A 25,146-nucleotide genomic window follows, 5' to 3' on the forward strand; every position below is an offset into this window, starting at 1 on the left:
GTAGTGCCTGGCTTGAATCGCACGTGGGGCGTGCAATCCCGTCCGGTACTGCTGGCCACTGGGGGCAGCATCCGGGCGCAAGCCTGGCGGGAAGGCCCGAGTGTAACAGGATTGGCGGGGTTGGGCACAACTTGCCGCCAATCGGTGTCGCGCTATCCCTTGTCACTCGGGGGTTACAGCGATTGGCCGGTGGCCTTGGCGATCACTCGCCCTGCGCCTCGGCGTCCTCGCGTTTTACGGTTTTGTGCTGATCTTCGCTGCTGCCCAGCTTCCAGTAACTGGAGATGTACAGGTCCTTGCGGTCGATCTGCCGCTCCTCGCGAAAGTGCTGGCGCAGCGCGCGCATGCCGCTGAACTCACAGGCTGCCCAGATGCTCGGGCGGCCCGGCAGCCAGGCGAGCTGGCGCACGTGGTCGACCAGCAGCTGCGGGTTCTGGCCCGGATGCGGGTTGATCAGCCAGTGCAGCTCGACGCCAGCGGGATGGCGCAGCGGCTGAATGTCCTGGGCGTCGATCACTTCGATCACCGCATGGCCACGGGCATCGGCGGGCAGCTGTTCAAGGTTCACGCTGATCGCCGGCAGGGCGGTCATGTCGCCGATCACCAGAAACCAGTCGGCGCTGTTGTCGACCAGCTTCTTCGGCCCCGGCCCGCCGACGAGGATGCTGTCGCCAGGCCTGGCGGCCATGGCCCATTGCGAGGCCGGGCCGGCATCCTCGTGCAGCACGAAGTCGACGTCGAACTGGTCGGCACGCTGCTGGCGCACGGTGTAGGTGCGTACCAGGTTCTTGTCGCTGCCCGGGGCGGTAAACATCAGCTTAATGTAGGCGCTTTCCTGATCCGCCGGAAAGCTGTCGATCTCACCGCCTCCCAAGGTCACGCGCAGCATGTGCGGGGTGACCTGGGTGGAGGCAATGACCTGAAGGGTGCGGGGAGCCGGACGTGCCATCGGATACTCCTGTGCAGGCGGCTGTTTGAGCCAAGCGGCGAAGGGCGCTGACCCCTCACCTTCGACGGTTTAGCTGACGACGCGATAGCAGGGCACGTAAGCCGAGCCGCCGGGCAGCTTCATGCGGTGCTGCTCTACGAACGCCTGCAGCAGACGATCCAGCGGCTGCATGATGCTCTTGTCGCCGCGCAGCTCGTAGGGGCCGTGCTCCTCAATGAGCTGGATACCGTGGGCCTTGACGTTGCCGGCGACGATGCCGGAGAAGGCGCGGCGCAGGTTGGCGGCCAGTTCGTGGGTCGGCTGCTCGCGAGTCAGGTTGAGGCCCGCCATGGCTTCGTGAGTCGGCTCGAACGGGTGCTGGAAGCTCTCGTCGATCTTCAGCAGCCAGTTGAAGTGGAAGGCGTCGTTACGCTCGCGGCGGAACTGCTTGACCGCCTTGATACCGGCCGCCATATGGCGGGCCACGGCAGCCGGGTCATTGGGGATCAGCACGTAGCGGTTCTGCGCTTCGCGGCCCAGGGTGGCGCCGATGAAGTCGTGCAGCTGCTGCAGATAAGGCTCGGCGCTCTTCGGGCCGGTGAGCACCAGCGGGAAGGGCAGCTCGGCGTTGTCCGGGTGCATGAGGATGCCCAGCAGGTAGAGGAATTCCTCCGCCGTGCCGGCGCCGCCCGGGAAGATGATGATGCCGTGGCCGAGACGCACGAAGGCTTCCAGGCGCTTTTCGATGTCCGGCAGGATCACCAGCTCGTTGACGATCGGGTTCGGCGCCTCGGCGGCGATGATGCCCGGCTCGGTCAGGCCCAGGTAGCGGGCGCCGACGATGCGCTGCTTGGCATGGGAGATGGTGGCGCCCTTCATCGGCCCCTTCATCACGCCCGGGCCGCAGCCGGTGCATACGTCCAGGGCACGCAGGCCCAGTTCGTGGCCGACCTTCTTGGTGTACTTGTATTCCTCGGTGCTGATCGAGTGCCCGCCCCAGCACACCACCATCTTCGGCTCAGCGCCGGCGCGCAGGGTGCGGGCGTTGCGCAGCAGGTGGAACACGTAGTCGGTGAGGCCGCTGGAGCTGTCCACGTCGACCCGCTTGTTCTCCAGTTCGCTCTGGGTGTAGACGATGTCGCGCAGGGCGCTGAACAGCATCTCGCGGGTGCTGGCGATCATCTCGCCGTCGACGAAGGCGTCGGCCGGGGCGTTGATCAGCTCCAGGCGGATGCCGCGGTCCTGCTGGTGGATCTTCACTTCGAAGTCCGGGTAGGCCTCGAGGATGGTCTTGGCGTTGTCGCTGTGCGAGCCGGTGTTGAGGATCGCCAGGGCGCACTGGCGAAACAGCGCGTAGACGCTGCCCGAGCCGGTCTCGCGCAGTTGCTGGACTTCGCGCTGGGAGAGGGTTTCCAGGCTGCCTTTCGGCGATACCGAGGCGTTGATTTTCTGGCGAGTGAGCATGCAGGCATCCCGTGGTAGCGCGACAACTCGAGCCGATCCTGGCTGATCGCGCATTGATGAATTCGTCCCGGCAGTCATGCCCCCTGTTGGGGCATCCGGGCGCCTGTACTGTCGACCAGCAGGGGGCTTCGGGTCAACGGGTACGCGGCTGACAGGTCCATGCAACTGGCTGGTGCAGTGGATTTCGTCGCCTGTTAGGAAAGAAAAAGGCCGCGAAAGTTCGCTCTTTCGCGGCCTCCGAGGCCGGTATCAGCCCTGCAGGTTCTTCCAAACCGCCAGGCTGGGGGCGGCCTGGTTGAGGGTGTAGAAATGCAGGCCGGGTGCACCACCTTCGATCAGGCGTTCGCACAGGCCGGTGATCATCTCTTCGCCGAAGCGCTGGATGCTCTGGGTGTCGTCGCCGTAGGCTTCCAGTTGCTTGCGAACCCAGCGTGGCAGCTCGGCGCCGCAGGCGTCGGAGAAGCGCGCCAGCTTGCTGTAGTTGGTGATCGGCATGATGCCCGGGATCACCGGGATATCGACGCCCAGCTTGCGAACGCGCTCGACGAAGTAGAAGTAGCAATCGGCGTTGAAGAAGTACTGGGTGATCGCGCTGTCGGCGCCGGCCTTGGCCTTGCGCACGAAGTTGGCTATATCGTCCTCGAAATTGCGGGCCTGGGGATGCATCTCCGGATAGGCCGCCACTTCGATATGGAAGTGATCACCGGTTTCCGCGCGAATCAGCTCGACCAGGTCGTTGGCGTGGCGCAGCTCACCGCTGGACATGCCCATGCCCGACGGCAGGTCACCGCGCAGGGCGACGATGCGGTTGATGCCCTTGCTCTTGTACAGGTTGAGCAGCTCGACCAGTTCGGCCTTGCTGTCGCCAACGCACGACAGGTGCGGCGCCGTCGGTACCTTCACTTCGCTGTCGAGCTGCATCACGGTATTGAGGGTGCGGTCGCGGGTGGAGCCACCGGCGCCGTAGGTGCAGGAGAAGAAGTCCGGGTTGTAGCCGGCCAGCTCTCGCGCGGTATTCAGCAGTTTCTCGTGTCCGGCATCGGTCTTCGTCGGGAAGAATTCGAAGCTGACGTTGGGGCGTTTCTGAGACATGACGATTCCTTCGGGCTACGCGGCGCGGACCTCGGGCCCGCGCCGCGTACCGCCTATCAGTAGCGGTAGCTGTCCGGCTTGAACGGACCTTCGACGGTCACGCCGATGTAGTCGGCCTGCTGCTTGGTCAGCTGGGTGACGACGCCACCGAAGCCCTTGACCATCTCCAGGGCGACTTCTTCGTCCAGCTTCTTGGGCAGCACTTCGACGGTCAGGCGCGCGGCTTTCTTCTCGGCGGAGAGGTCAGCGAACTTCTGCTCGAACAGGAAGATCTGCGCCAGTACCTGGTTGGCGAACGAGCCGTCCATGATGCGGCTCGGGTGGCCGGTGGCGTTGCCCAGGTTCACCAAGCGGCCTTCGGCCAGCAGGATCAGGTAGTCGTCGTTGGCAGCGTCGAAACTGCCGGCGCCGGTGCGGTGGATCTTGTGCACCTGCGGCTTGACCTCTTCCCATGCCCAGTTCTTGCGCATGAAGGCGGTGTCGATCTCGTTGTCGAAGTGACCGATGTTGCAGACCACAGCGCGCTTCTTCAGGGCCTTGAGCATGCCGGCGTCGCAGACGTTGGCGTTGCCGGTGGTGGTGACTATCAGGTCGATCTTGCCCAGCAGCGCCTTATCGATGCAGGCGTCGGTGCCGTCGTTACGGCCGTCGATGTACGGCGAAACCAGCTCGAAGCCGTCCATGCATGCCTGCATGGCGCAGATCGGGTCGATCTCGGAAACCTTGACGATCATGCCTTCCTGGCGCAGCGAAGCGGCCGAGCCCTTGCCCACGTCGCCGTAGCCGATGACCAGCGCCTGCTTGCCCGACAGCAGGTGGTCGGTGCCGCGCTTGATGGCGTCGTTGAGGCTGTGACGGCAGCCGTACTTGTTGTCGTTCTTGCTCTTGGTGACCGCGTCGTTGACGTTGATCGCCGGGACTTTCAGGGTGCCGGCCTTGAGCATGTCGAGCAGGCGGTGCACACCGGTGGTGGTCTCCTCGGTCACGCCGTGGATGCGCTCGAGCATCTGCGGGTATTTCTTGTGCAGGATCTCGGTCAGGTCACCGCCGTCGTCCAGCACCATGTTGGCGTCCCACGGCTGGCCGTCCTTGAGGATGGTCTGCTCGATGCACCACTCGTACTCCTGCTCGGTCTCGCCTTTCCAGGCGAATACCGGGATGCCGGCGGCGGCGATGGCGGCAGCGGCCTGATCCTGGGTGGAGAAGATGTTGCAGGACGACCAGCGCACTTCGGCGCCCAGGGCGGTCAGCGTCTCGATCAGCACGCCGGTCTGGATGGTCATGTGGATGCAGCCGAGGATCTTGGCGCCCTTGAGCGGTTGGCTGGTGGCGTACTTGCGGCGCAGGCCCATCAGTGCCGGCATCTCGGATTCGGCGATGATTAGCTCGCGGCGGCCCCAGTCGGCCAGGGAAATGTCGGCGACCTTGTAGTCGTTGAAAGCAGCGCTCATGCAGTAACTCTCCATTAGGTTGTCTGCTGTCGACAGGTGCAACCTTGCCAGCGTCGGATGACGCGCAGGTGTCACACGATTGTCGAGTGGGCGCCGTTGATGCGTTTGCTAAACGCCCCATCCGAGCCTGACAGCCTGAAAGGTTGATTCGAATCTGCCGATAAGCATTGTGGGAATACAGGGCTTTGGGATTCGAAACAAATCTTTCAGGTTGCTGCAGCGCCCCTCGGACAGGTGGCGGGAACGCCCGGTAGCGGGCGCGTATAACTGGGCGATTATAGCCGCGCCGGCGCGCGAGCCCAAGGTTTTCCATCGCGCTTATCGGCGTTTCTCGGCGGATGCCGACAGGCGTGACGCACGTTCGTCGCCAGCCTCGCTGAACCCGGCCCGATAGCCTGTGTCGATAACCATTATCGATAGCGCGGCAATGATCCACTCGCCAATCTTTGCGATCATTACGGCCAATGGAACGACGGACAGGAGGGTGCATGAACTTTCATACGCGCAAGTGGGTAAAGCCAGAAGACCTCAATCCCAACGGCACGCTCTTTGGTGGCAGCCTGCTCAAGTGGATCGACGAGGAGGCGGCGATCTACGCCATCATCCAGCTGGGCAGCCAACGCGTGGTGACCAAGCTGATTTCCGAGATCAACTTCGTTTCCTCGGCGCGGCAGAGCGACATCATCGAACTGGGCATCACCGCCACCGATTTTGGCCGCACCTCGATCACCATGCGCTGCGAAGTGCGCAACAAGATCACCCGCAAGAGCATCCTGACCATCGACAAGATGGTCTTCGTGAATCTCGGCGAGGACGGTCAGCCAGTGCCACATGGCAAGACCGAAATCACCTACATCAAGGATCAAATCAAGGATTGAGCCTGTGCCCGCCCGCCGCTGATCGGCGCCCCATGGCAAGGCCATGGGCCAGGCCAGCGGTGTCGGTCAGCCAGCGCTTTCGCCGCTACTGAAAGCCCGCCACGCCCGCTTCGCCCAACTGCTCGGCCAGCGCGACGATGTCCTCATGCTGGAAAAACGCTTGCAGCCGGGTCGCGCGGGTCGGGCCGATACCGGGTAGCGTCTGCCAGTCGGCGAGGTTGCGTTGCTGCATTTGCCGCCAGCTATCGGCGGCCAGGCTGTCCGGGTTCACCGGTGCACCCAGTGCGCGCAGCCAGTCGTGGAAGGGCCGCTGCCGCGCTTCGGCAAAGCGCTGACCGAGCGCCCTGGCGCCTTGCGGGCCAATACCTGGCACCGTAATCAGCTTTTCTGAATCCAGATGCAGCCAGTCGAGCAGGCCATCGAGGTGCTGCGCCGCAAGCAGTTTCTGCCAGGTACCGGCGCCGATGCCCGTCAGGTTCAGCGCCTGCTTGCCGCTGAGCCAGGTGAGGCGAGCGTGAAACTGGCTGGCGCACGCGGGCGAGGCGCGCAGGCAACTCAGGGCGTGATAGTCATCCTCGTGCGGTATCTCCAGCACTGGGCGAGTGGCGCTTTGCAGTACCACGCTTTCCAACTGGGGAATGGTTTGTCCGGCCAGGCGAATGGCGACCTGATCGCCCGGGCGAATGTCCAATTGTCGCCAGCGCTCCAGCGAGCCGACACTGACCACGCGAATGGTGCGGTCATCGAGTTTTACCGGCTGCAGGCGCAATAGCGGCGTGATGCGCCCGGTACGGCCGATGCTGAATTCGACCGCCTCGACCAGCGCGAGCGCTTCGCTGGCCGGATACTTCCAGGCCGCTGCCCAGTGCGGCGGTTCAGCGCGCCAGCGATCGCTGCTAGGGCGCTGGCCCTGGCGCAGTACCACGCCGTCGGTGGCGAAGGGCAGCGGATTGCGATACCACTGCTCGCGCCAATACTGGGCTTCGTTGGGCGTGCCAATCGACTGGCTGTAAACGCTGCTGTCCTCGAAACCCATCCGCCCCAGGCCTTCCAGGCGCTGTTGCATATCGCTTGTGCCATTGGGCCAGTCCCAGACGAACAGGCCGATGCTGGCCGCTTGGTCCTGCTGCAATTGCTGACGGGCCATCAGGCCCGCCACCGTACTGCGCGCGGCGGCGCTGCCTTCACGGGCCTGCACATGGCCCGGTCGCTTGAGGTAAAGCTCGCCTTGCAGAATCAACTCGCCGTGCTCGCTCAGTTGCTTGGGGATGGCCGCGATCTGTGCAGCCTGGTGCGTCCAGTCCTGGCCGCTGTTGCCGTCGCCACGGCTGACTACCTGCCGCAGCTGGCCGCCTTCATAGCGCAGGGTGATTGCCACGCCGTCGACCTTGGGTTGTATCCACAGGTCGTCGCGGCTGGCCATCCACTGTTCGACAGCGCGCTCGTCCGTCAGTTTGCGCAGCCCGGTCTGCGCCACGGGATGCTGCACGGGGCCTCCGGCGCCGCTCAGCGGATTGGCGGCGCCGGCATCATTGCGGCAGCGCTGCCATTGTTCGAGGCGGGCGCGGGCCTGGTCGTAAAGCTCATCGCTGATCAGCGAGCGGCCCTGGCGGTGATAGGCATCGTCCCACTGCGCGATCTGGGCGGCGAGTTCGGCGATTTGGCGATCATGGGCTGGCGTCTGTGGCGGGCAGGCGTCGGCGAGGGCGGCGGCGGGCAGTAACAGGGAAATGCAGACAGCGATCCAGGCATTCATGGGCGGAGCATCCTTGCTCGGGCGATGAATCTGCAGGCTAGTCGCCGCACCTTCAGGCCGCAAACCAGAGTCTTCTGGAAAGTGCGCATTGGCCGACATTTCCAGCGCCCGGCTATTTGTTGCGGAAAATGTCCGATGCTAAAGTTGCGGCCCCGCACACACCAAAAGGACTTGCCCGGCGGCGGGATGTATTGCCGGGCCTCATCTTTGGAGGTCTAGACGCTCATGCGCATTTCCATTCTGCTGTGTTCCGCCGCCCTGGCCGTTGCCAGCTCGTTCGCCCACGCTGCCGATAACAATCAGCTCAAGTGTCAGCAGAAGATGGCTGCCAACGCCGACAAGATCGCCCAGGTCAAGCAACTGGCCGGTCTGCTCGGCAACAAACAGGCCGATGACACCCTCGCCCAGGTCGAAGGCAGTTGCGACCAGCTCGGCGCCAACGCCGAAAGCAGCTCTGCTCCGGTTGCCCAGCAGGGCGATGGCAAGGCTGAAAACATCGCGGCTGCCGCCGAAACCCTGAAGAACCTGGGTTCGCTGTTCGGCAAATGATCCATTTGCCCGCCTGGCGGGCATGAAAAAGCCTCCGTGGACGTCGTACCCACGGAGGCTTTTTTGTTGCCGCCGCACAAGGTGCGGCGGTGGCTTGGGCTTACAGGCCGGCGGCGGTGCGCAGTTCGGCGGCCTTGTCGGTTTTTTCCCAGGTGAAACTGGTGAAGCTGTCGTCGCCGACGGTCAGCTGCTGCGGCTCGCGGCCGAAGTGGCCGTAGGCGGCAGTCGGCTGGTACATCGGGTGCAGCAGGTCGAGCATCTTGGTGATGGCGTACGGACGCAGATCGAACACGTCGCGCACCAGCTTGATGATGGTCTCTTCCGCCACCTTGTTGGTGCCGAAGGTGTTGATCGAGATGGAGGTCGGCTGGGCCACGCCGATGGCGTAGGACACCTGGATCTCGCAGCGCTCGGCCAGACCGGCAGCGACGATGTTCTTGGCGACGTAGCGGCCGGCGTAGGCTGCCGAGCGGTCGACCTTGGACGGATCCTTGCCGGAGAATGCGCCGCCGCCATGGCGAGCCATGCCGCCGTAGCTGTCGACGATGATCTTGCGGCCGGTCAGGCCACAGTCGCCCACCGGGCCGCCGATCACGAAATTGCCGGTCGGGTTGATGTGGAACTGGGTGTCCTTGTGCAGCAGTTCGGCCGGCAGGGTGTGCTTGATCACCAGCTCCATCACCGCTTCACGCAGGTCGGACAGCGATACGTCCGGGTTGTGCTGGGTGGACAGCACCACGGCGTCGATGCCGACTACCTTGCCGTTCTCGTAGCGGCAGGTGACCTGGGATTTGGCGTCCGGACGCAGCCACGGCAGCAGGCCGGACTTGCGGGCTTCGGCCTGGCGCTCGACCAGGGCGTGGGAGAAGCGGATCGGCGCCGGCATCAGCACGTCGGTTTCGTTGCTGGCGTAGCCGAACATCAGGCCCTGGTCGCCGGCGCCCTGGTCTTCCGGCTTGGCGCGGTCGACGCCCTGATTGATGTCCGGGGACTGCTTGCCGATGATGTTCATCACGCCGCAGGTGGCGCCGTCGAAGCCGACGTCGGAGCTGGTGTAGCCGATGTTGCAGATCACGTCACGGACGATTTGCTCGAGGTCGACCCAGGCGCTGGTGGTCACTTCACCGGCGATGATCGCCACGCCGGTCTTGACCAGGGTTTCCACGGCCACGCGGGCGTGCTTGTCCTGGGTGATGATGGCGTCGAGCACGGCATCGGAGATCTGGTCGGCGATCTTGTCCGGGTGCCCTTCGGACACGGACTCGGAGGTAAACAGGGAGTATTCGCTCATCTATCGATTGTCCTGGCGAGTGAGGGCCTCTCGGCCGCGTGCGTGAGTGGAAGGGTGCGCTGGAAATGTCGCACCTGAATTTGAAAACCATTGCGCAGGCCGACATACAGGCTTTCGCCAGGTGTCAGGCCAGCGGCGATTGCCCAGTGGGCGAGATCGTCCTGCTCGAAGCCTAGCCAGAGATCGCCGCAAGTGTCGCGGGCCCAGCTCTGGTCGTGGCTGCACAGTTCGGTGATCAGCAGGCTGCCGCCCGGATTGACCTGTTCGGCCAGTTTGCTCAAAGCTTGGGCCGGGGCGGCGAAATGGTGCAACACCATGTTCAGCACCACGCAATCGGCGCCGGTGTAGGCATCCTGTAGAGCATCGGCCAGCTGCAGCTGAACGTTGTCCAGGCCCTCCTGCTGGCAGCGCTGGCGGGCCAGTTCGAGCATCGCCTCGCTGTTGTCCAGGGCGGTCACACGAGTGAAGCGGCGTGCCAGTTCCGGCAGGAAGCCGCCGTCGCCGGGGCCGATTTCCAGGGCGCTGGCCTGGGCCGGTAAATCCAGCGAGTCGAGCAGCGCCACGACGCTGTCGCGGTACTGCGGCAGGCCGGCGATCAGATCCTGCTGAGCCTGGAAACGCTCGGCGCTGCGGGCGAAGAAGTCGCGGCTGGCAGCGGCCCGTTGCTGGTGCACCTGGGCCACGCGCTGACGCACCTCGGCGGGCAGTTCGAGATTGTCGACTTCCTGCAGCAGCGCGGCATGCAGGGCGCCGCCGGGACTTTCGAGGTGGGCGAGGGCGCGGCGATAGAAGATCGCATTGCCTTCGCGACGTGTCGCCACCAGGCCGGCCTGGGCCAACACCTTGAGGTGATGGCTCATGCCTGACTGGCCGATGGCGAAAATCTGCGCCAGCTCCAGCACACCGAAGGAGTCGTTGCTCAGGGCGCGCAAAACGTTCAGGCGCAAGCCGTCGCCCGCAGCCTTGCACAGGGCGGACAGCAGGTCGGTGGGCTCGAAGTCGAGCGAAGGCGCACGTTGAGTCATGCGGCGCAGTCTAGTCGGTCATTTTTCAGCCAGCAACCGCAATATCAAAAAGTTTTGATATTGCGGTCGGTCCGGCGCAGTCGCGAGATTTTCGAGGCTGCTGTGGATAAAAAGCGCAGCAATATTGTCGCGGACGACCATCTGTCATTGCCCCGGCGGTACTGGCTGGGCGAAAATGGGCGCCTTTTTTCGTCCAAGCTGCTTCGGCAGCCACCCGCAGGAGATTAGCGATGCCCAGCCGTCGTGAGCGTGCCAATGCCATTCGTGCCCTCAGCATGGATGCTGTGCAAAAAGCCAACAGCGGCCACCCCGGTGCCCCCATGGGCATGGCGGATATCGCCGAAGTGCTGTGGCGTGACTACCTGAAGCACAACCCGGCCAACCCGAAGTTCGCCGACCGTGACCGCTTCGTGCTGTCCAACGGCCACGGCTCGATGCTGATCTACTCGCTGCTGCACCTGACCGGCTACGACCTGTCCATCGACGACCTGAAGAACTTCCGCCAGCTGCACAGCAAGACCCCGGGCCACCCGGAATACGGCTATGCACCAGGCGTCGAGACCACCACCGGCCCGCTCGGTCAGGGTATCGCCAACGCCGTGGGTTTCGCCCTCGCCGAGAAGATCATGGCGGCGCAGTTCAACCGCGAAGGCCACACCATTGTCGATCACCACACCTACGCGTTCCTCGGTGACGGCTGCATGATGGAAGGCATCAGCCATGAAGTCTGCTCCCTGGCCGGCACTCTGGGCCTGGGCAAGCTGATCGCCTTCTACGACGACAACGGCATTTCCATCGACGGCGAAGTGCACGGCTGGTTCACCGACGACACGCCGGCGCGCTTCGAAGCCTACGGCTGGCAGGTGATCCGCAACGTCGATGGCCACGATGCCGAAGAAATCAAGATGGCCATCGACACCGCACGCAAGTCCAGCGACCGTCCGACGCTGATCTGCTGCAAGACCATCATCGGTTTCGGTTCGCCGAACAAGCAGGGCAAGGAAGAGTCCCACGGCGCTGCCCTGGGCCACGATGAGATCGCCCTGACCCGCGCTGCCCTGAACTGGAACCACGCACCGTTCGAAGTTCCGGCCGACATCTACGCCGAGTGGGATGCCAAGGAAGCCGGCCTGGCTGCCGAAGCCGAGTGGGACCAGCGCTTCGCTGCCTACTCCGCCGCCCATCCGGAACTGGCCAACGAATTCGTGCGCCGCATGGCCGGCGAGCTGCCGGCCGACTTCTCCGAAAAGGCCAGCGAGTTCATCCGCTCCGTGGCCGAGAAGGGCGAAACCATCGCCAGCCGCAAGGCCAGCCAGAACTGCCTGAACGCCTTCGGCCCGCTGCTGCCGGAGTTGCTCGGCGGCTCGGCGGACCTGGCCGGTTCCAATCTGACCCTGTGGAAGGGCTGCAAGCCGGTCGTCGCCGAAGATGCTTCGGGCAACTACATGTACTACGGCGTGCGCGAGTTCGGCATGAGCGCCATCATGAACGGCGTCGCCCTGCACGGCGGCCTGATTCCTTACGGCGCGACCTTCCTGATGTTCATGGAATACGCCCGTAACGCGGTGCGCATGTCGGCACTGATGAAGCTGCGCGTGCTCTACGTGTTCACCCACGATTCCATCGGCCTCGGCGAAGACGGCCCGACCCACCAGCCGGTCGAGCAGCTGACCAGCCTGCGTACCACGCCGAACCTGGACACCTGGCGCCCGGCGGATACCGTCGAAGCCGCGGTGGCCTGGAAGCACTCGGTCGAGCGCAAGGACGGCCCGAGCGCGCTGATCTTCTCGCGCCAGAACCTGCCGCATAACCTGCGCGACCACGAAACCGAAGCGGCCATCAGCCGTGGCGGCTACGTGCTGAAAGACTGCGCCGGCGAGCCGGAACTGATCCTGATCGCCACCGGCTCGGAAGTCGGTCTGGCCATCCAGGCCGCCGACAAGCTGAGCGAGCAGGGCCGCAAGGTCCGCGTGGTGTCGATGCCGTCGACCAACGTCTTCGACCAGCAGGACGCTGCCTACAAGCAGTCGGTACTGCCGCTGCAGGTCACCGCGCGGATCGCCATCGAAGCTGCACACGCGGACTTCTGGTACAAGTACGTCGGCCTCGAAGGCCGCGTGATCGGCATGGAAACCTACGGTGAGTCGGCGCCCGCCGGTCAGCTGTTCGAGCACTTCGGGTTCACCGTCGAGAACATCATCGGCACCGCCGAAGAACTGCTCGACGCTTGACCCTGTCAGCCGAGACGAGCCTGCGCGGTTCGTCTCGGCTCATGCTCGATTCTCTCAGATCCTCTTCAAAGGATCGCGAGCTAGAGCAGTGCAAGGCAAAAACAGGCGAGGAAGCGGAGTTTACTAGTGTAAATGAGCATTCCGAGCCTGTTTTTAACGCAGCAATGCCGACGCGTAGCAGTCTTTGAACAGGATCTCCGAGATCGCCATGTCCCATCGCCCTTACCGCGTTGCCCTGAACGGCTATGGCCGCATCGGTCGTTGCGTTTTGCGTGCGCTGCATGAGCGGGCAGGCGAGGCTCGGCTGGAAATCGTCGCGCTCAATGACCTGGCCGACCAGGCCAGCATCGAATACCTGACCCGTTTCGACTCCACCCACGGGCGTTTCCCCGGCGAGGTGAAGGTCGCCGGTGACCATCTGCACATCAACGGCAAGCCGCTCAAGGTCCTGCGCCAGCGCGAGCCCGAGGGCGTCGACTGGCGTGCGCTGGACATCGACCTGTTGCTCGAATGCTCCGGCCAGTACACCACGCGCGAGCAGGCCGAGCGCTTCGTGCGTGCAGGCGCGCCGCGGGTGCTGCTGTCGCAGCCGATGGCCAGTGAGAGCGATGTCGACGCCACGGTGGTGTACGGCGTCAATCAGCAGTGCCTGACGGGCAGTGAGCGTCTGGTCTCCAACGCATCCTGCACCACCAACTGCGGCGTGCCACTGCTCAAGCTGCTCGACGAGGCGGTGGGGCTGGAGTACATCTCTATCACCACCATCCACTCGGCGATGAACGACCAGCCGGTGATCGATGCCTATCACGACGAGGACCTGCGTCGTACGCGTTCGGCCTTCCAGTCGGTGATTCCGGTGTCCACGGGCCTGGCGCGCGGCATCGAACGGCTGCTCCCGGAACTTGCCGGGCGAATCCAGGCCAAAGCCATTCGGGTGCCGACGGTCAACGTGTCCTGCCTGGATATCACCTTGCAGACCGCCCGCGACACCAGTGCCGAGGAGATCAACCGGATCCTGCGCCAGGCCGCCGAACAGGGGCCGCTGCAGGGTCTGCTGGCGTACACCGAGTTGCCGCACGCCAGTTGCGACTTCAACCATGATCCCCATTCGGCCATCGTCGACGGCAGTCAGACACGGGTTTCCGGGCCTCGCCTGGTCAACCTGCTGGCCTGGTTCGACAACGAATGGGGCTTCGCCAATCGTATGCTCGACATGGCCGTGCATTATCTCGATGCCGCCGCTCACTTATCACCAGCCCCTGTTAAGGACTGATTCAATGACCCTGAACATCGCGAAAATGGCCGACCTTGATCTGCAAGGTAAGCGCGTGCTGATCCGTGAAGACCTCAACGTGCCGGTCAAGGACGGCGTTGTGAAGAGTGATGCGCGCATTCTTGCCGCGCTGCCGACCATCAAGCTGGCCCTGGAAAAAGGCGCCGCGGTAATGGTCTGCTCGCACCTGGGCCGCCCGACCGAAGGTGAATTCAGCGAAGACAACAGCCTGGCGCCGGTGGCCGCCTACCTGAGCAAGGCCCTGGGCCGCGAGGTACCGCTGGTCAAGGACTACCTGAACGGTGTCGAACTGAAGGCCGGTGAGCTGGTGCTGTTCGAGAACGTGCGTTTCAACAAGGGCGAGAAGAAGAACGCCGACGAGCTGGCCCAGCAATACGCCGCCCTGTGCGACGTGTTCGTGATGGACGCCTTCGGTACTGCCCACCGTGCCGAGGGCTCGACCCAAGGCGTGGCCAAATTCGCCAAGGTCGCCGCGGCCGGCCCGCTGCTGGCCGCCGAACTGGACGCACTGGGCAAGGCCCTGGGTGCGCCGGCCCAGCCGATGGCGGCGATCGTCGCTGGCTCCAAGGTGTCGACCAAGTTGGACGTGCTGAACAGCCTGAGCGGCATTTGCGATCAGCTGATCGTCGGCGGCGGCATTGCCAATACCTTCCTGGCGGCGGCCGGTTTTCGGGTCGGCAAGTCGCTGTACGAGGCTGACCTGGTCGACACCGCCAAGGCCATCGCCGCCAAGGTCAACGTGCCGCTGCCGGTCGACGTGGTGGTCGCCAAGGAGTTTTCCGAGTCTGCCGTCGCGACCGTCAAAGCGGTCGCCGACGTGGCCGACGACGACATGATCCTCGACATCGGCCCGCAAACCGCCAAGCAGTTCGCCGAGCTGCTCAAGGCGTCGAAGACCATTCTGTGGAACGGCCCGGTCGGTGTGTTCGAGTTCGATCAGTTTGGTGAAGGCACCAAGGCCCTGGCCCTGGCCATCGCCGAAAGCCCAGCGTTCTCCATCGCTGGTGGTGGCGACACCCTGGCAGCCATCGACAAGTACGATGTGGCCTCGCGCATTTCCTACATTTCCACCGGCGGCGGTGCCTTCCTTGAGTTCGTCGAGGGCAAGGTACTGCCGGCAGTGGAAATCCTGCAGAAGCGCGCCGCCGAGTAATAAAGGTAAAAGCCAGGGTCGGTACGCTTGCGTACAGACCCTAAACCTTGGCGGCCTGTGGTGGTCATTAGCCTTGTACGGAAATCAGCCAGCAAGGAGTGACCCATGCGTAACGCGGCCGTGGTACTGATGGTGTGTGTGGTTCTGGGCGGATGTGCAGGTGGCGGCTCGCCACGCGACGACGCCTGCCGAGTCCTGAGCCCGGCGGAAATCGATCTGCCGACCACGCGCGACGATCAGCGCATCGAAGGGCAGAGTACTGGTGATTCGACGCCGCCCGTGGGCGAGCAGAACTGCTAAGGCAAGGAGAGTGCGATGACCCGATACCAATGCACGGCCGTGTTGTTCGGCCTGGCCATGCTAGCCGGTTGTGCCGGCAAGGATTACGCCGAGAGTCAGCCGTGGAACCACTGGGTCTGCGACAGCCATGCCGAAGTGTTCTGGCGTTACGCCGACCCGGCCCATGAGAAGGTCGATGTGCGCATGGGTGGCAGCGATGTCGTCCACCGCCTGAGCCTGGAACCGTCCGGTTCCGGCGAGCTGTACAGCGACGGTACGCTGTCCTTCCACGCCAAGGGTGAGGAAGGGCTGATCTACCGCACCGCCAATGACGATTTGCTCGGGCGCGGCTGCAAGGCGCCCTGAAAGACCTGCGAGCGGCATGCCCACTCGCGCAAACTTGAATAGCGCCTGCCACTGCGGCAGGCTTGCACGATCAACGAGCCCTATCGGGAGATAGCAAAACATGGCACTTATCAGCATGCGCCAGATGCTCGACCACGCCGCCGAATTCGGCTACGGCGTGCCGGCCTTCAACGTCAACAACCTCGAGCAGATGCGCGCCATCATGGAAGCCGCCGACAAGACCGATTCGCCGGTCATCGTCCAGGCCTCTGCGGGTGCCCGCAAGTACGCCGGTGCACCGTTCCTGCGCCACCTGATCCTCGCTGCGATCGAAGAATTCCCGCACATCCCGGTGTGCATGCACCAGGACCACGGCACCAGCCCTGACGTCTGCCAGCGCTCCATCCAGCTGGGTTTCAGCTCGGTGATGATGGACGGCTCGCTCAAGGAAGACGGCAAGACTCCGGCCGACTACGACTACAACGTGCGCGTAACCCAGCAGACCGTTGCCTTCGCTCACGCCTGCGGCGTTTCGGTGGAAGGTGAGCTGGGCTGCCTGGGTAGCCTGGAAACCGGCATGGCCGGTGAAGAAGACGGCGTCGGCGCCGAAGGCGTGCTCGATCACAGCCAACTGCTGACCGACCCGGAAGAAGCGGCTGACTTCGTCAAGAAGACTCAGGTCGACGCCCTGGCCATCGCCATCGGCACCAGCCACGGCGCCTACAAGTTCACCAAGCCGCCAACCGGCGATGTGCTGTCCATCGAGCGCATCAAGGAAATCCACAAGCGCATCCCCAACACCCACCTGGTGATGCACGGTTCCAGCTCGGTGCCGCAGGATTGGCTGGCGATCATCAACGAGTACGGCGGCGACATCAAGGAAACCTACGGCGTGCCGGTCGAAGAGATCGTCGAAGGCATCAAGTACGGCGTGCGCAAGGTCAATATCGACACCGACCTGCGCCTGGCTTCCACCGGTGCGATCCGTCGTTTCATGGCCCAGAACCCGGCCGAGTTCGACCCGCGCAAATACTTCGCCAAGACCGTCGAAGCCATGCGTGACGTGTGCATCGCCCGTTATGAAGCTTTCGGCACCGCCGGTAATGCCTCGAAGATCAAGCCGATCTCTCTGGAAGGCATGTTCCTGCGTTACGCCAAGGGTGAGCTGGCCGCCAAGATCAACTGATCTCGCATAGCCGCAAAGCCGCCTGCCCTTAGCGGGGCCGGCGGCTTTTCTGTATCTGGTGACGGCGTTTTGATTGCGAGTATTGGGTGTCGACCAGGTACGCGCGTGTCGTCTGTCGCCCACGAAAAACCATGTAAAACTCCTGTTCCACCGCGCCCGAGGCGCTGCGCCATACTGCCGCCACGCGTTTCAGGATGTCGGCTCCCATGCCTCAGAACTCTCGCCTCTGGCTGCCATTCGGCTTGGCCGTGCTCGTTGCCACCGTACTCGGCAGCATCGTTCAGACCCAGTTCAATCTCGCCGCCCTGCAGCAGCTTGGGGCGCAGATCCCGCCAGCTATTCGCCTGCAAGCCACTGCCCGTGATCTGCTGGGCTTCAGCCCGACTCTCGCCGCTCTGGTGATCGCTGCTTTCATCATCGCCTTGCCGCTGACCACCTGGCTGGCGCCTGCCCGCGGCGCATTGCGCTGGCTGGCGTTTCTGCTCGCGGGCGCCCTGGCCATGTGGCTGGCACTGACCTTCGCCAATGCCGTGGCGCCGATGCCGACCCTGATCGGCGCCAATCGCACCCTGGTCGGCACCCTGGCGCTGATGTGTTGCGGCGGCCTGGGTAGTCTGGTGTTCGCACGCTTCAGTGGGGGCGCACGCTGATGGCCTTGAAGAACGGGGTGGTGGCTTTGCTGGCACTGGGGCTCTGCGCGAGCGCGCTGGCCGAGGCCGATTATCGGATCGAAACCGTCACCGGCGGCCTGGCGTACCCTTGGTCTATGGCCTTCCTGCCCGATGGCCGCATGCTGGTGACCGAGCGCACTGGGCAGCTACGCCTGATCGACGCCCAGGGCACGCTGCAGGCCGAGCCAATCGGCGGTATGCCGGCGCCCTTCGTGGCCACCCAGGCCGGCCTGATGGAGGTAGCGCTAGACCCGCATTTTGCCAGCGACCCGTGGATCTACCTGAGCTACGCCCACGGTGAGGCGGATGCCAACAACACACGGCTGGCTCGCGCCCGGCTGGTCGATGGCGAGCTACGTGATTTTCAGGTGCTGTTCACCGCCCAGCCGGCCAAGGCCGGCGCCTCCCACTATGGCGGGCGCATCGCTTTCCTGCCGGACGACACCCTGGTGCTGACCCTGGGCGATGGCTTCGACTGGCGTGAGCAGGCGCAGAACCCGGCCAATCACCTGGGCAAGACGGTGCGACTGAACCGCGACGGCAGCATTCCGCCGGACAACCCGCTGCGTGGCCAGCCGGGCGCCGCCGAGGAGATCTACAGCCTCGGACACCGCAACGTGCAGGGTATCGTCTACGACCGCCAGCGCCAGCGCCTGTACAGCCACGAGCACGGCCCCAAAGGCGGCGACGAGCTGAACCTGCTGCAGCCCGGCGGCAATTACGGCTGGCCGCTGGCGTCCTTTGGCGTCGATTACACCGGCGCGCTGGTCACCCCTTTTACCGAGCTGCCGGATTACCTCTCGCCGGAGTTGCACTGGACGCCGTCGGTCGCGCCCTCCGGGCTGGCGTTGTACACCGGTGACCGTTTCCCGCACTGGAAGGGCGATCTGTTCGTTTCCACGCTGAAGGAAAAGAGCGTGCGCCGGGTGCGCCTGGAGAAAGGCCGGCTGGCAGGGGAGGACATCCTCTTCCAGGAACTGGAGGAGCGCATTCGCGGTGTCTACGACGGGCCCGATGGCGCGCTGTATCTGCTAACCGACAGCGAGGAAGGCAGGCTGCTGCGGGTCGTGCCGCTGTAGTGCAGGTGCGGCATAATTGACCGCCAAGTCCGACCTGCCGTACCGCCATGACACCCCTCAAATACCTCCAGGGTTATCCCGCCTCCTTGCAGGAGCAAGTCCGCCAGATGATTGCGGGCGAGCGCCTGGGCGATTACCTGGCGCAGCGCTATCAGGGCCGCCACGGGATCCAGAGCGACAAGGCGCTGTACGTCTACGTCATGGCGCTCAAGCAGGAACACCTGAAGAATGCGCCGGCCATCGACAAGGTGCTGTTCGACAACCGTTTAGACCTGACCCATCGCGCCCTCGGCCTGCACACCAGTATCTCTCGGGTGCAGGGTGGCAAGCTCAAGGCCAAGAAGGAGATTCGCGTCGCCTCGCTGTTTCGCGAGGCGGCGCCGCAGTTCCTGCAGATGATCGTGGTGCACGAGCTGGCGCACCTGAAGGAAAGCGATCACAACAAGGCGTTCTACAAACTCTGCGAATACATGCTGCCGGACTATCAGCAACTGGAGTTCGACCTGCGCCTGTATCTAACCTGGCGTGATCTGCAGGCTGGTACGCCTCAATAGGCTTCGATGATTTCGTGATGCTGCGAGCGGCCGGCGACGGTCAGCTCGATTTCGTCACCGATGTGCCGTCCCAGCAGACGCTGGCCGAGCGGTGCATCCGGGCTCAGCACGAGAATCGCGCGCTGCTCGACCTGCACCTTGATCGCCGCGCCTTCCGGGCCGAGAAACAGCCATTGCTGCTGGTCGTTTTCGTCGGCCAGCAGTACCAGGCTGGTCAGCCGAATACCCTGGGCATCGTCATAGGGGCGCACCTGCAGCTGGCGCCAGACGCGCAGGCGCTGGCCGATCTCTTCCACGCGGCGAGCCTGCCCGGCGGCCAGGTAGGCGGCTTCCAGCCCGAGGGTGTCGTACTTGTTCTCGGCGATGTTCTCTTCATGGGTGGCCGTTTCATGGGCGACCCGCGCTGCCTGTTCGGCGGCCTGCAGTTCCAGACCGAGCCGTTCGATGACCTGCTGCACGATAGCCTGCTTGTCCATGGCGGTCAGACCCCGACTGCCGGCTTTTCGCGGTTCTTCAGCAAGTGCGCCGCCAGGGTGCGTAGTGGGCCGAGCTGGCGGGCGATCAGCGACAGCTGGGTTTGCACCAGGCGCTGGGCGTCGTCCAGGTCATCGGGCATCTGCTCCAGGCTGCTGGCAAGGCGATCCTCATGGTCACTCTGGATGGCCACCGGCGTCTGTTCGCTGAGGCCGCGGGCAATCTCGTCGAGGCTGTCTGCCAGGCGCAAGGCACTGGCCGGCAGTTCGTTCTGCTCGTCGGCCAAAAGCGCCTCGCCACGGTGCGCACCGAGCCCCGACAGGTAGCTGAGCAGGGTGTGGGAGAGCACCAGAAAGCGAAAGCCGATATCCGCCTCCTTCCGGAAGTGTCCCGGCTCCATCAGCATGTTGCCAAGGGTGGTCGACAGCGCCGCATCGGCATTGTGGGCATTGCGCCGGGCCAGGCGATAGGCGAGGTCGTCGCGTTTGCCTTCGGCGTATTGGCGCATGATCTGCCGCAGGTAGGTGCTGTTGCAGCTCAGGGTGTTGGCCACCACGCGATTGAGTCGGCGGCCCTGCCAGTCCGGCAGGATCAGGAACACCGCCAGGCCGGCGATCAGGCTGCCGAGCAGGGTATCGAACAGGCGCGGCAGGATCAGCCCGTAGCCGTCGCCCACCTGGTTGAAGCAGAACAGCACCATCAGGGTGATCGCCGCGGTAGCCACGGTGTAGCGACTGGAGCGGGTGGCGAAGAACACCACGCCGGCGGCGACGGCGAAGAACGCCTGGACCAGCTGCGCTGGGAACAGGTCGATCAGCGCCCAGCCCAGCAGCAGGCCGAGCACGGTGCCGACGATGCGCTGCACCAGCTTCATGCGCGTGGCGCCGTAGTTGGGCTGGCAGACGAACAGGGTGGTGAGCAGGATCCAGTAGCCCTGGGTCGGGTGAATCCAGTGCAGCACGCCGTAACCGGCAGCCAGGGCGATGGACAGGCGCAGGGCGTGGCGGAACAGCAGCGAAGTGGGCGTGAGCTGCAGGCGGATGCGCTCCCACACATCGCGTAGCGACTGCGGTTCGCGGTCGAGCAGCGAGCTGTCCTGCTCCTCGGCGAGGGCGTCGGGGTTGCTGGCGCTGCCGAGCAGGCGATCTAGGGTGCCAAGGTTGCCGGCCAGGGCGCCGAGCGAGCGCAGCAGGTGCTTCCACGCCGGGTTGCTCTGGATGCGCAGGTGTTCCAGGGAGGCTTGCAGGTCGGCCTGGGCCTGGCTGTACTGCTCGCCGTACTCGAATGGCTGGCGCAGCTCGATGGCCTGGGCCAGCGCATGGCAGGCCTTGCCATGCAGACGCAGCAGGCGCTGGCAGCGGAACATCACGTCGCTGTGGAAGAAGGCTTCAGCCAGGGCGTTATAGGGATAGTGCGAGGAGCTGGCGCGCTCGTGAATGTCCTGGGCGAGAAAATACAGCTTCAGGTAGCGGCTGACCTTGGGGCCGGGGCGACCATTGCCGACCCGGTGCAGGATGATTTCCTTGGTGGCGTTGAGCGCCGCCACCACCCGGCCATTCTGCTTGGCCAGGTCCAGACGCCGGGCTTCCACGTCCAGCTGACGCAGCGGCTCGAACAGCGCTGCCTTGAGCTTGAGGTACAGCCCCAGCTCGCGGAATAGCCGCGCCAGGCTCTGCTGTACTGGTTGGTGGGCGAACAAGGCATGCCAGAGCACCGAGAGCAAGCCGTACCAGGCGGCGCCCGCCACCAGCAGCAGCGGTTCCATCCACAATCCGGCGACGCCGCCGCGCTGCTCCACGCCGATCATGCTGTACACCGCCAGAATCAGCGTGGCCGAGCCGAGGGTGGCGAAGCGCTCGCCAAGGGCGCCGAGCATCGTCAGGGAAAAGGCGGAGAGCGCGAGGGCGGTGACGAACAGCCAGGGGTAGGGAAACAGGAATTCGACCGTATAGGCCGCAGCGCTAAAGCAGCCCAGAGTGACCAGTAGCGCGGTCAGCCGGCCCTGCCAGCTGTCGTCGGTCTCGGCCAGGGCACTGGCGATCACACCGAGAAACAGCGGAATCAGGCTGTGCATCCAGCCCTGATGCCAGCACAGCGCCAGGCTGCCGCCCAGGGCGATGAACACCCGCAGGCTGTAGCTGAATTTGTCCAGCGCCCATAGGCGGCGCAGCGAGTGGCGCAAGGAGGAAGACGGCATCCGGATCGCGACCTGTACGGGTGAGGTGACTGATTGGGGCTCAACGCGGCGTTTCGATTGTGCCTTGCTGGCATCGTTCAGTGCGAGCGGCGCTTGCGTGATACGCCGAGCCGCGCACGCTGACGATGGGTGCAGCGTCTCGGTCACTAGGGCTGAACTCTGCTTGCAGCGCCTGGCTCCAAAGTTTTACTCATTGCACGCCATCATCGACAGGAGCGCCCCATGATCGATCTCCATTACTGGACGACCCCCAATGGCCACAAGATCAGCATCTTTCTCGAAGAGAGCGGGCTGGAGTACAACGTGCACCCGGTCAATATCGGCGAAGGCCAGCAGTTCGAGCCGGCGTTCCTGAAGATCGCGCCGAACAACCGTATTCCGGCCATCGTCGACAACAATCCCAGCGACGGCGGCGAGCCGATTTCGCTGTTCGAGTCCGGGGCGATTCTTGAATACCTGGCCGACAAGATCGGGCGCTTCATGCCGCTGCAGCCACGCCTGCGCGTCGAGGTGCAGCAGTGGCTGCACTGGCAGATGGGCGGCCTGGGCCCGATGGCGGGGCAGAACCATCACTTCGTACGCTTCGCGCCGGAGCAGATTCCCTATGCCATCGACCGCTACGTGAAGGAGACCGCGCGCCTGTACGGTGTGCTCGATCGTCGCCTCGAGGGGCGCGAGTACGTGGCCGGCGACTACTCGATCGCCGACATGGCCATCTATCCTTGGGCCAAGGGCTGGGAGCTGCAGCGCCAGCGCCTGGAGGATTTCCCCAACATGGCCGCCTGGCTGGCGCGCATGGGCAAGCGTTCGGCAGTGCAGCGCGCCTATCAAGTCGCGGAAGCCATCGGCCAGCGCCCGGATGAGGTATTGACCAGTGAGGCGCGCAAGGCGCTGTTCTGAAATGGGCTGCTAGCGTGGCACTAGTTACGCCAGTTGCAGCTCCTGCGCCGGCACCGGCCGGCCAATGAAGTAGCCCTGAACGTAGTCACAGCCCAGCTGGCGCAGGCGCTCCAGCTGCTCGGCGCGTTCCACGCCTTCGGCGAGCACCTTCATCTCCATGCTGTGGGCAAGGGCAATGACCGCCCGGGTGATCGCCAGATCGTCCTTGTCGTCGGGCAGGCCGGCGACGAAGCTTTGGTCGAGTTTGAGCTTGTGCACCGGCAGGCGTTTCAAGCGCGCTAGCGAGCTGTAGCCGGTGCCAAAGTCGTCAATGGCCAGGCGCACGCCCAGGCCGCGTAGGCGTTCGAGCAAGGCCTGGGCCTGATCCGGGTCGTCCATCACCGCACTTTCCGTCACTTCCAGTTCCAGGTAGCCGGCCGGTAGGCCGGTGCTGGCCAGTACCTGGGCGACGCGCTGGTCCAGTTCGCCGCGGCTGAACAGGCGGCTGGAAACATTCACGGCGACGAATTGCAGGCTACGCCCGGCGCTGCGCCAGGCGACCATCTGCCGGCACGCCTGTTCGAGCACCCAGGCGTCAATGGCGGCGATCATGCCGCTGTCTTCGGCAATCGGGATGAATTCGCCGGGCGGCACCAGGCCGCGTTGCGGGTGCTGCCAGCGCACCAGGGCCTCTACCCCTATCAATTGGTTGTCGGTCAGGCTGTGAAGCGGTTGGTAATGCACCCGCAGCTCGCTGTTCTCGATGGCGTGGCGCATGCCGGCGATCAGCTCTACACGTTGGCGGGCATACTCGGTCTGCTCCTGATCATAGAAAGCGAAGCCGCCACGGCCAGTGCTCTTGGCTTTGAACAGCGCCGAGTCGACGTTACGCAGCACCTGATCGACGCTGTTGGCGTCATCCGGATACAGGCAGATACCGACACTGGCGGAAATGAACAGCTCCTGGCCTTCGAGCAGGAAGGGGGCGTCCAGGCAATCGATCAGTGTCTGTGCCAGGTGCGCCGCCTGCTCGGCCTGGGTGCAGTCCTCGCTGAGCATGGCAAACTCGTCACCACCCAGGCGCGCCAGGGTGCTGCCGTTGCCCAACTGGCTGGCCAGTCGCTCACCAGTGGCCTTGAGCAGCAGGTCGCCGAGGTTGTGGCCGAGGCTTTCGTTGATGTGCTTGAAGTGATCCAGGTCGACGACCAGCACGGCGCCACGCTCCTCATCACGCTGGGCGCGCTGCAGGGCATGCTCGACTCGCTCGCTGAACAACAGGCGGTTGGGCAGGCCGCTCAGAGGATCATGGTGGACGAGGTGATCGAGCTCATGCTGGGAATGCTTGAGCACGGTGATGTCCGAGAACACCGCCACGTAATGGCTGAGCAGGCCGTGATCACCGCGAATGGTGCGGATGCACTGCCACTGCGGATAGATTTCGCCGTTTTTGCGGCGGTTCCACACCTCGCCGCTCCAAGTGCCCTGAGTCTGCAGGGTGTGCCAGAGATGCTGGTAGAACGCCGCGTCATGGCGGCCGGACTTGAGTAGGGTCGGGTGCTTGCCGAGGATTTCCGCTTCGCTGTAGCCAGTGATGCGACTGAACGCCGGGTTGATGTGCACGATGTTCTGCTGCGCATCGGTGACCAGCACGCCTTCCTGGGTCGACTCGAACACTGCAGCTGCCTGGCGCAGGCTGTCGGCATCGGCGCGGCGCTGGGTGATGTCCTTGACCGTTCCGATAAAGCGCGCAGGGCGCCCCTGGGTATCGAGCTGCAACCGCCCGCGCGACAGCACCCAGCGGTAGCTCCCATCGCGGTGGCGTAGGCGATAGCTGTTTTCGTAGGCGCTGTCTTCGCTAGCCTGCATCAATTGGTCGAGAACGCGCTGATAAACGGCGCGGTCGTCGGGATGCAGCAGTTGTTGCCAATGGTCGCGGTCGGCGCTCAGCTCACCATCGTTCATGCCCAGCAGGGCGTGATAAGCCGGCGAGTAATACACGCGCTGATGGATCAGATCGCAGTCCCATAGACCATCTTCGGTGGCCGACAGCGCCAGGCTGAGTCGTTCTTCGCTGGCGCGCAGCGCGGTGCCGATCTTCGCCTGGCGTTCCAGGTGGCGACTGATCGTCAGGTACAGCAGGGCGCTGGTCAGCAGCACGAACACCAGACCCTTCCAGACCTGAACCTGCTCCGCCTGTCGGGCGGTGAGATCGAGCGAGGCCAATAGCAGGTCGCTGAACACGATCCACAGGCCGGCGGCGATCAGGTAGTTCAAAGTCAGGCGCAGTGCGCCCTGGCGAGTGCTCATGGGGAATGGTTGGCTTGGTTTTCGGGGGAAAAGATCATCCGTGGGGGCATCCTTGTAACATCC

At 64.2% G+C, this 25,146-nt stretch carries 22 protein-coding genes and 1 riboswitch; of the genes, 12 read left to right on the forward strand and 10 right to left on the reverse strand.

Annotated features, from left to right (window positions below; all coding sequences use genetic code 11):
* Window positions 1-202 precede the first annotated feature (202 nt).
* The 4 genes from FB481_RS05805 to ahcY form a co-directional block, all read right to left on the reverse strand.
* On the reverse strand, window positions 203-949 hold the full coding sequence (locus FB481_RS05805) for a siderophore-interacting protein (protein WP_147175439.1): 747 nt from the start codon (window positions 947-949) through the stop codon (window positions 203-205).
* 69 nt (window positions 950-1,018) lie between these two features.
* On the reverse strand, window positions 1,019-2,392 hold the full coding sequence (gene ppnN / locus FB481_RS05810; RefSeq protein ID WP_093500487.1) for a nucleotide 5'-monophosphate nucleosidase PpnN: 1,374 nt from the start codon (window positions 2,390-2,392) through the stop codon (window positions 1,019-1,021).
* Between the two features lie 249 nt (window positions 2,393-2,641).
* Window positions 2,642-3,484, reverse strand: coding sequence for a methylenetetrahydrofolate reductase [NAD(P)H] (gene metF, locus FB481_RS05815; protein WP_093500485.1), 843 nt, complete (start codon window positions 3,482-3,484; stop codon window positions 2,642-2,644).
* A 56-nt stretch (window positions 3,485-3,540) separates the two neighbouring features.
* Window positions 3,541-4,935: an adenosylhomocysteinase gene (gene ahcY / locus FB481_RS05820; protein ID WP_256662710.1), complete on the reverse strand. Its 1,395-nt coding sequence runs from the start codon at window positions 4,933-4,935 to the stop codon at window positions 3,541-3,543.
* An 81-nt stretch (window positions 4,936-5,016) separates the two neighbouring features.
* A riboswitch (S-adenosyl-L-homocysteine riboswitch) is annotated at window positions 5,017-5,169 on the reverse strand.
* Window positions 5,170-5,423: 254 nt separating this feature from the next.
* Here ahcY and FB481_RS05825 point away from each other — a divergent pair.
* On the forward strand, window positions 5,424-5,813 hold the full coding sequence (locus FB481_RS05825) for an acyl-CoA thioesterase (RefSeq protein WP_093500481.1): 390 nt from the start codon (window positions 5,424-5,426) through the stop codon (window positions 5,811-5,813).
* Window positions 5,814-5,898: 85 nt separating this feature from the next.
* Here the strand turns inward: FB481_RS05825 and ligB are convergent, their stop codons facing one another.
* On the reverse strand, window positions 5,899-7,569 hold the full coding sequence (ligB, locus tag FB481_RS05830) for an NAD-dependent DNA ligase LigB (RefSeq protein ID WP_147175441.1): 1,671 nt from the start codon (window positions 7,567-7,569) through the stop codon (window positions 5,899-5,901).
* Window positions 7,570-7,794: 225 nt separating this feature from the next.
* Here ligB and FB481_RS05835 point away from each other — a divergent pair, with 225 nt between their 5' ends.
* Window positions 7,795-8,118: a hypothetical protein gene (locus tag FB481_RS05835; protein WP_147175442.1), complete on the forward strand. Its 324-nt coding sequence runs from the start codon at window positions 7,795-7,797 to the stop codon at window positions 8,116-8,118.
* A 100-nt stretch (window positions 8,119-8,218) separates the two neighbouring features.
* Here the strand turns inward: FB481_RS05835 and metK are convergent, their stop codons facing one another.
* Together metK and FB481_RS05845 are read right to left on the reverse strand one after the other, a co-directional pair.
* A complete protein-coding gene (metK, locus tag FB481_RS05840) occupies window positions 8,219-9,409 on the reverse strand; it encodes a methionine adenosyltransferase (RefSeq protein WP_147175444.1) in 1,191 nt (396 codons plus the stop codon).
* Window positions 9,406-10,434 carry a metalloregulator ArsR/SmtB family transcription factor gene (locus FB481_RS05845; protein WP_147175446.1) on the reverse strand — a complete coding sequence of 343 codons (1,029 nt, stop codon included), beginning with the start codon at window positions 10,432-10,434 and terminating at the stop codon, window positions 9,406-9,408. The genes metK and FB481_RS05845 overlap by 4 nt, the downstream gene beginning before the upstream one ends.
* A 230-nt stretch (window positions 10,435-10,664) precedes the next feature.
* On the opposite strand from FB481_RS05845, the gene tkt reads away from it, so the two are divergent.
* The 9 genes from tkt to FB481_RS05890 all read left to right on the forward strand — a co-directional run bounded on the left by tkt (window position 10,665) and on the right by FB481_RS05890 (window position 19,226).
* Window positions 10,665-12,665, forward strand: coding sequence for a transketolase (gene tkt, locus FB481_RS05850; protein WP_147175448.1), 2,001 nt, complete (start codon window positions 10,665-10,667; stop codon window positions 12,663-12,665).
* Window positions 12,666-12,873: 208 nt separating this feature from the next.
* Window positions 12,874-13,938, forward strand: a complete 1,065-nt coding sequence (gene epd / locus FB481_RS05855; RefSeq protein ID WP_147175450.1) for an erythrose-4-phosphate dehydrogenase — start codon at window positions 12,874-12,876, stop codon at window positions 13,936-13,938.
* A gap of 4 nt (window positions 13,939-13,942) precedes the next feature.
* Complete coding sequence (locus FB481_RS05860) at window positions 13,943-15,112, forward strand: phosphoglycerate kinase (RefSeq protein WP_372239546.1); 1,170 nt, start codon at window positions 13,943-13,945, stop codon at window positions 15,110-15,112.
* 105 nt (window positions 15,113-15,217) lie between these two features.
* Window positions 15,218-15,412 carry a hypothetical protein gene (locus tag FB481_RS05865; RefSeq protein WP_093500466.1) on the forward strand — a complete coding sequence of 65 codons (195 nt, stop codon included), beginning with the start codon at window positions 15,218-15,220 and terminating at the stop codon, window positions 15,410-15,412.
* A gap of 15 nt (window positions 15,413-15,427) precedes the next feature.
* Complete coding sequence (locus tag FB481_RS05870) at window positions 15,428-15,757, forward strand: MliC family protein (protein WP_093500463.1); 330 nt, start codon at window positions 15,428-15,430, stop codon at window positions 15,755-15,757.
* Between the two features lie 100 nt (window positions 15,758-15,857).
* Window positions 15,858-16,922: a class II fructose-bisphosphate aldolase gene (fba, locus tag FB481_RS05875; protein WP_093500461.1), complete on the forward strand. Its 1,065-nt coding sequence runs from the start codon at window positions 15,858-15,860 to the stop codon at window positions 16,920-16,922.
* 206 nt (window positions 16,923-17,128) lie between these two features.
* Window positions 17,129-17,572 carry a hypothetical protein gene (locus FB481_RS05880; RefSeq protein ID WP_093500459.1) on the forward strand — a complete coding sequence of 148 codons (444 nt, stop codon included), beginning with the start codon at window positions 17,129-17,131 and terminating at the stop codon, window positions 17,570-17,572.
* A complete protein-coding gene (locus tag FB481_RS05885; RefSeq protein WP_178109842.1) occupies window positions 17,572-18,672 on the forward strand; it encodes a PQQ-dependent sugar dehydrogenase in 1,101 nt (366 codons plus the stop codon). Before FB481_RS05880 ends, FB481_RS05885 begins: the two co-directional genes overlap by 1 nt.
* Before the next feature lie 47 nt (window positions 18,673-18,719).
* Window positions 18,720-19,226 (forward strand): M48 family metallopeptidase, encoded by a 507-nt coding sequence (locus FB481_RS05890; protein ID WP_093500457.1) that lies wholly within the window; start codon window positions 18,720-18,722, stop codon window positions 19,224-19,226.
* Here FB481_RS05890 and FB481_RS05895 read toward each other — a convergent pair.
* Both FB481_RS05895 and yccS read right to left on the reverse strand, forming a co-directional pair.
* Entirely contained in the window at window positions 19,220-19,702 is a 483-nt protein-coding gene (locus FB481_RS05895; RefSeq protein ID WP_093500455.1) for a GreA/GreB family elongation factor, read from the reverse strand. The genes FB481_RS05890 and FB481_RS05895 overlap by 7 nt on opposite strands.
* A gap of 5 nt (window positions 19,703-19,707) precedes the next feature.
* On the reverse strand, window positions 19,708-21,897 hold the full coding sequence (yccS, locus tag FB481_RS05900; protein ID WP_147175452.1) for a YccS family putative transporter: 2,190 nt from the start codon (window positions 21,895-21,897) through the stop codon (window positions 19,708-19,710).
* A 222-nt stretch (window positions 21,898-22,119) separates the two neighbouring features.
* Here yccS and FB481_RS05905 point away from each other — a divergent pair, with 222 nt between their 5' ends.
* Complete coding sequence (locus FB481_RS05905) at window positions 22,120-22,797, forward strand: glutathione S-transferase N-terminal domain-containing protein (RefSeq protein WP_147175454.1); 678 nt, start codon at window positions 22,120-22,122, stop codon at window positions 22,795-22,797.
* Between the two features lie 24 nt (window positions 22,798-22,821).
* On the opposite strand, the gene FB481_RS05910 is transcribed toward FB481_RS05905, so the two are convergent.
* Window positions 22,822-25,083 (reverse strand): bifunctional diguanylate cyclase/phosphodiesterase, encoded by a 2,262-nt coding sequence (locus FB481_RS05910; RefSeq protein ID WP_147175455.1) that lies wholly within the window; start codon window positions 25,081-25,083, stop codon window positions 22,822-22,824.
* Window positions 25,084-25,146: the final 63 nt, after the last annotated feature.

It is taken from the genome of Pseudomonas sp. AG1028, from assembly GCF_007993955.1.
GTDB classification, from domain to species: Bacteria; Pseudomonadota; Gammaproteobacteria; order Pseudomonadales; family Pseudomonadaceae; genus Aquipseudomonas; species Aquipseudomonas straminea.

What these genes read in the sequence shown, in the direction of transcription:
- FB481_RS05805 (WP_147175439.1), bottom strand. Translation starts at nt 949, where the DNA reads ATGGCACGTCCGGCTCCCCGCACCCTTCAGGTCATTGCCTCCACCCAG.
- ppnN (WP_093500487.1), bottom strand. Translation starts at nt 2,392, where the DNA reads ATGCTCACTCGCCAGAAAATCAACGCCTCGGTATCGCCGAAAGGCAGC.
- metF (WP_093500485.1), bottom strand. Translation starts at nt 3,484, where the DNA reads ATGTCTCAGAAACGCCCCAACGTCAGCTTCGAATTCTTCCCGACGAAG.
- ahcY (WP_256662710.1), bottom strand. Translation starts at nt 4,935, where the DNA reads ATGAGCGCTGCTTTCAACGACTACAAGGTCGCCGACATTTCCCTGGCC.
- FB481_RS05825 (WP_093500481.1), top strand. Translation starts at nt 5,424, where the DNA reads ATGAACTTTCATACGCGCAAGTGGGTAAAGCCAGAAGACCTCAATCCC.
- ligB (WP_147175441.1), bottom strand. Translation starts at nt 7,569, where the DNA reads ATGAATGCCTGGATCGCTGTCTGCATTTCCCTGTTACTGCCCGCCGCC.
- FB481_RS05835 (WP_147175442.1), top strand. Translation starts at nt 7,795, where the DNA reads ATGCGCATTTCCATTCTGCTGTGTTCCGCCGCCCTGGCCGTTGCCAGC.
- metK (WP_147175444.1), bottom strand. Translation starts at nt 9,409, where the DNA reads ATGAGCGAATACTCCCTGTTTACCTCCGAGTCCGTGTCCGAAGGGCAC.
- FB481_RS05845 (WP_147175446.1), bottom strand. Translation starts at nt 10,434, where the DNA reads ATGACTCAACGTGCGCCTTCGCTCGACTTCGAGCCCACCGACCTGCTG.
- tkt (WP_147175448.1), top strand. Translation starts at nt 10,665, where the DNA reads ATGCCCAGCCGTCGTGAGCGTGCCAATGCCATTCGTGCCCTCAGCATG.
- epd (WP_147175450.1), top strand. Translation starts at nt 12,874, where the DNA reads ATGTCCCATCGCCCTTACCGCGTTGCCCTGAACGGCTATGGCCGCATC.
- FB481_RS05860 (WP_372239546.1), top strand. Translation starts at nt 13,943, where the DNA reads ATGACCCTGAACATCGCGAAAATGGCCGACCTTGATCTGCAAGGTAAG.
- FB481_RS05865 (WP_093500466.1), top strand. Translation starts at nt 15,218, where the DNA reads ATGCGTAACGCGGCCGTGGTACTGATGGTGTGTGTGGTTCTGGGCGGA.
- FB481_RS05870 (WP_093500463.1), top strand. Translation starts at nt 15,428, where the DNA reads ATGACCCGATACCAATGCACGGCCGTGTTGTTCGGCCTGGCCATGCTA.
- fba (WP_093500461.1), top strand. Translation starts at nt 15,858, where the DNA reads ATGGCACTTATCAGCATGCGCCAGATGCTCGACCACGCCGCCGAATTC.
- FB481_RS05880 (WP_093500459.1), top strand. Translation starts at nt 17,129, where the DNA reads ATGCCTCAGAACTCTCGCCTCTGGCTGCCATTCGGCTTGGCCGTGCTC.
- FB481_RS05885 (WP_178109842.1), top strand. Translation starts at nt 17,572, where the DNA reads ATGGCCTTGAAGAACGGGGTGGTGGCTTTGCTGGCACTGGGGCTCTGC.
- FB481_RS05890 (WP_093500457.1), top strand. Translation starts at nt 18,720, where the DNA reads ATGACACCCCTCAAATACCTCCAGGGTTATCCCGCCTCCTTGCAGGAG.
- FB481_RS05895 (WP_093500455.1), bottom strand. Translation starts at nt 19,702, where the DNA reads ATGGACAAGCAGGCTATCGTGCAGCAGGTCATCGAACGGCTCGGTCTG.
- yccS (WP_147175452.1), bottom strand. Translation starts at nt 21,897, where the DNA reads ATGCCGTCTTCCTCCTTGCGCCACTCGCTGCGCCGCCTATGGGCGCTG.
- FB481_RS05905 (WP_147175454.1), top strand. Translation starts at nt 22,120, where the DNA reads ATGATCGATCTCCATTACTGGACGACCCCCAATGGCCACAAGATCAGC.
- FB481_RS05910 (WP_147175455.1), bottom strand. Translation starts at nt 25,083, where the DNA reads ATGAGCACTCGCCAGGGCGCACTGCGCCTGACTTTGAACTACCTGATC.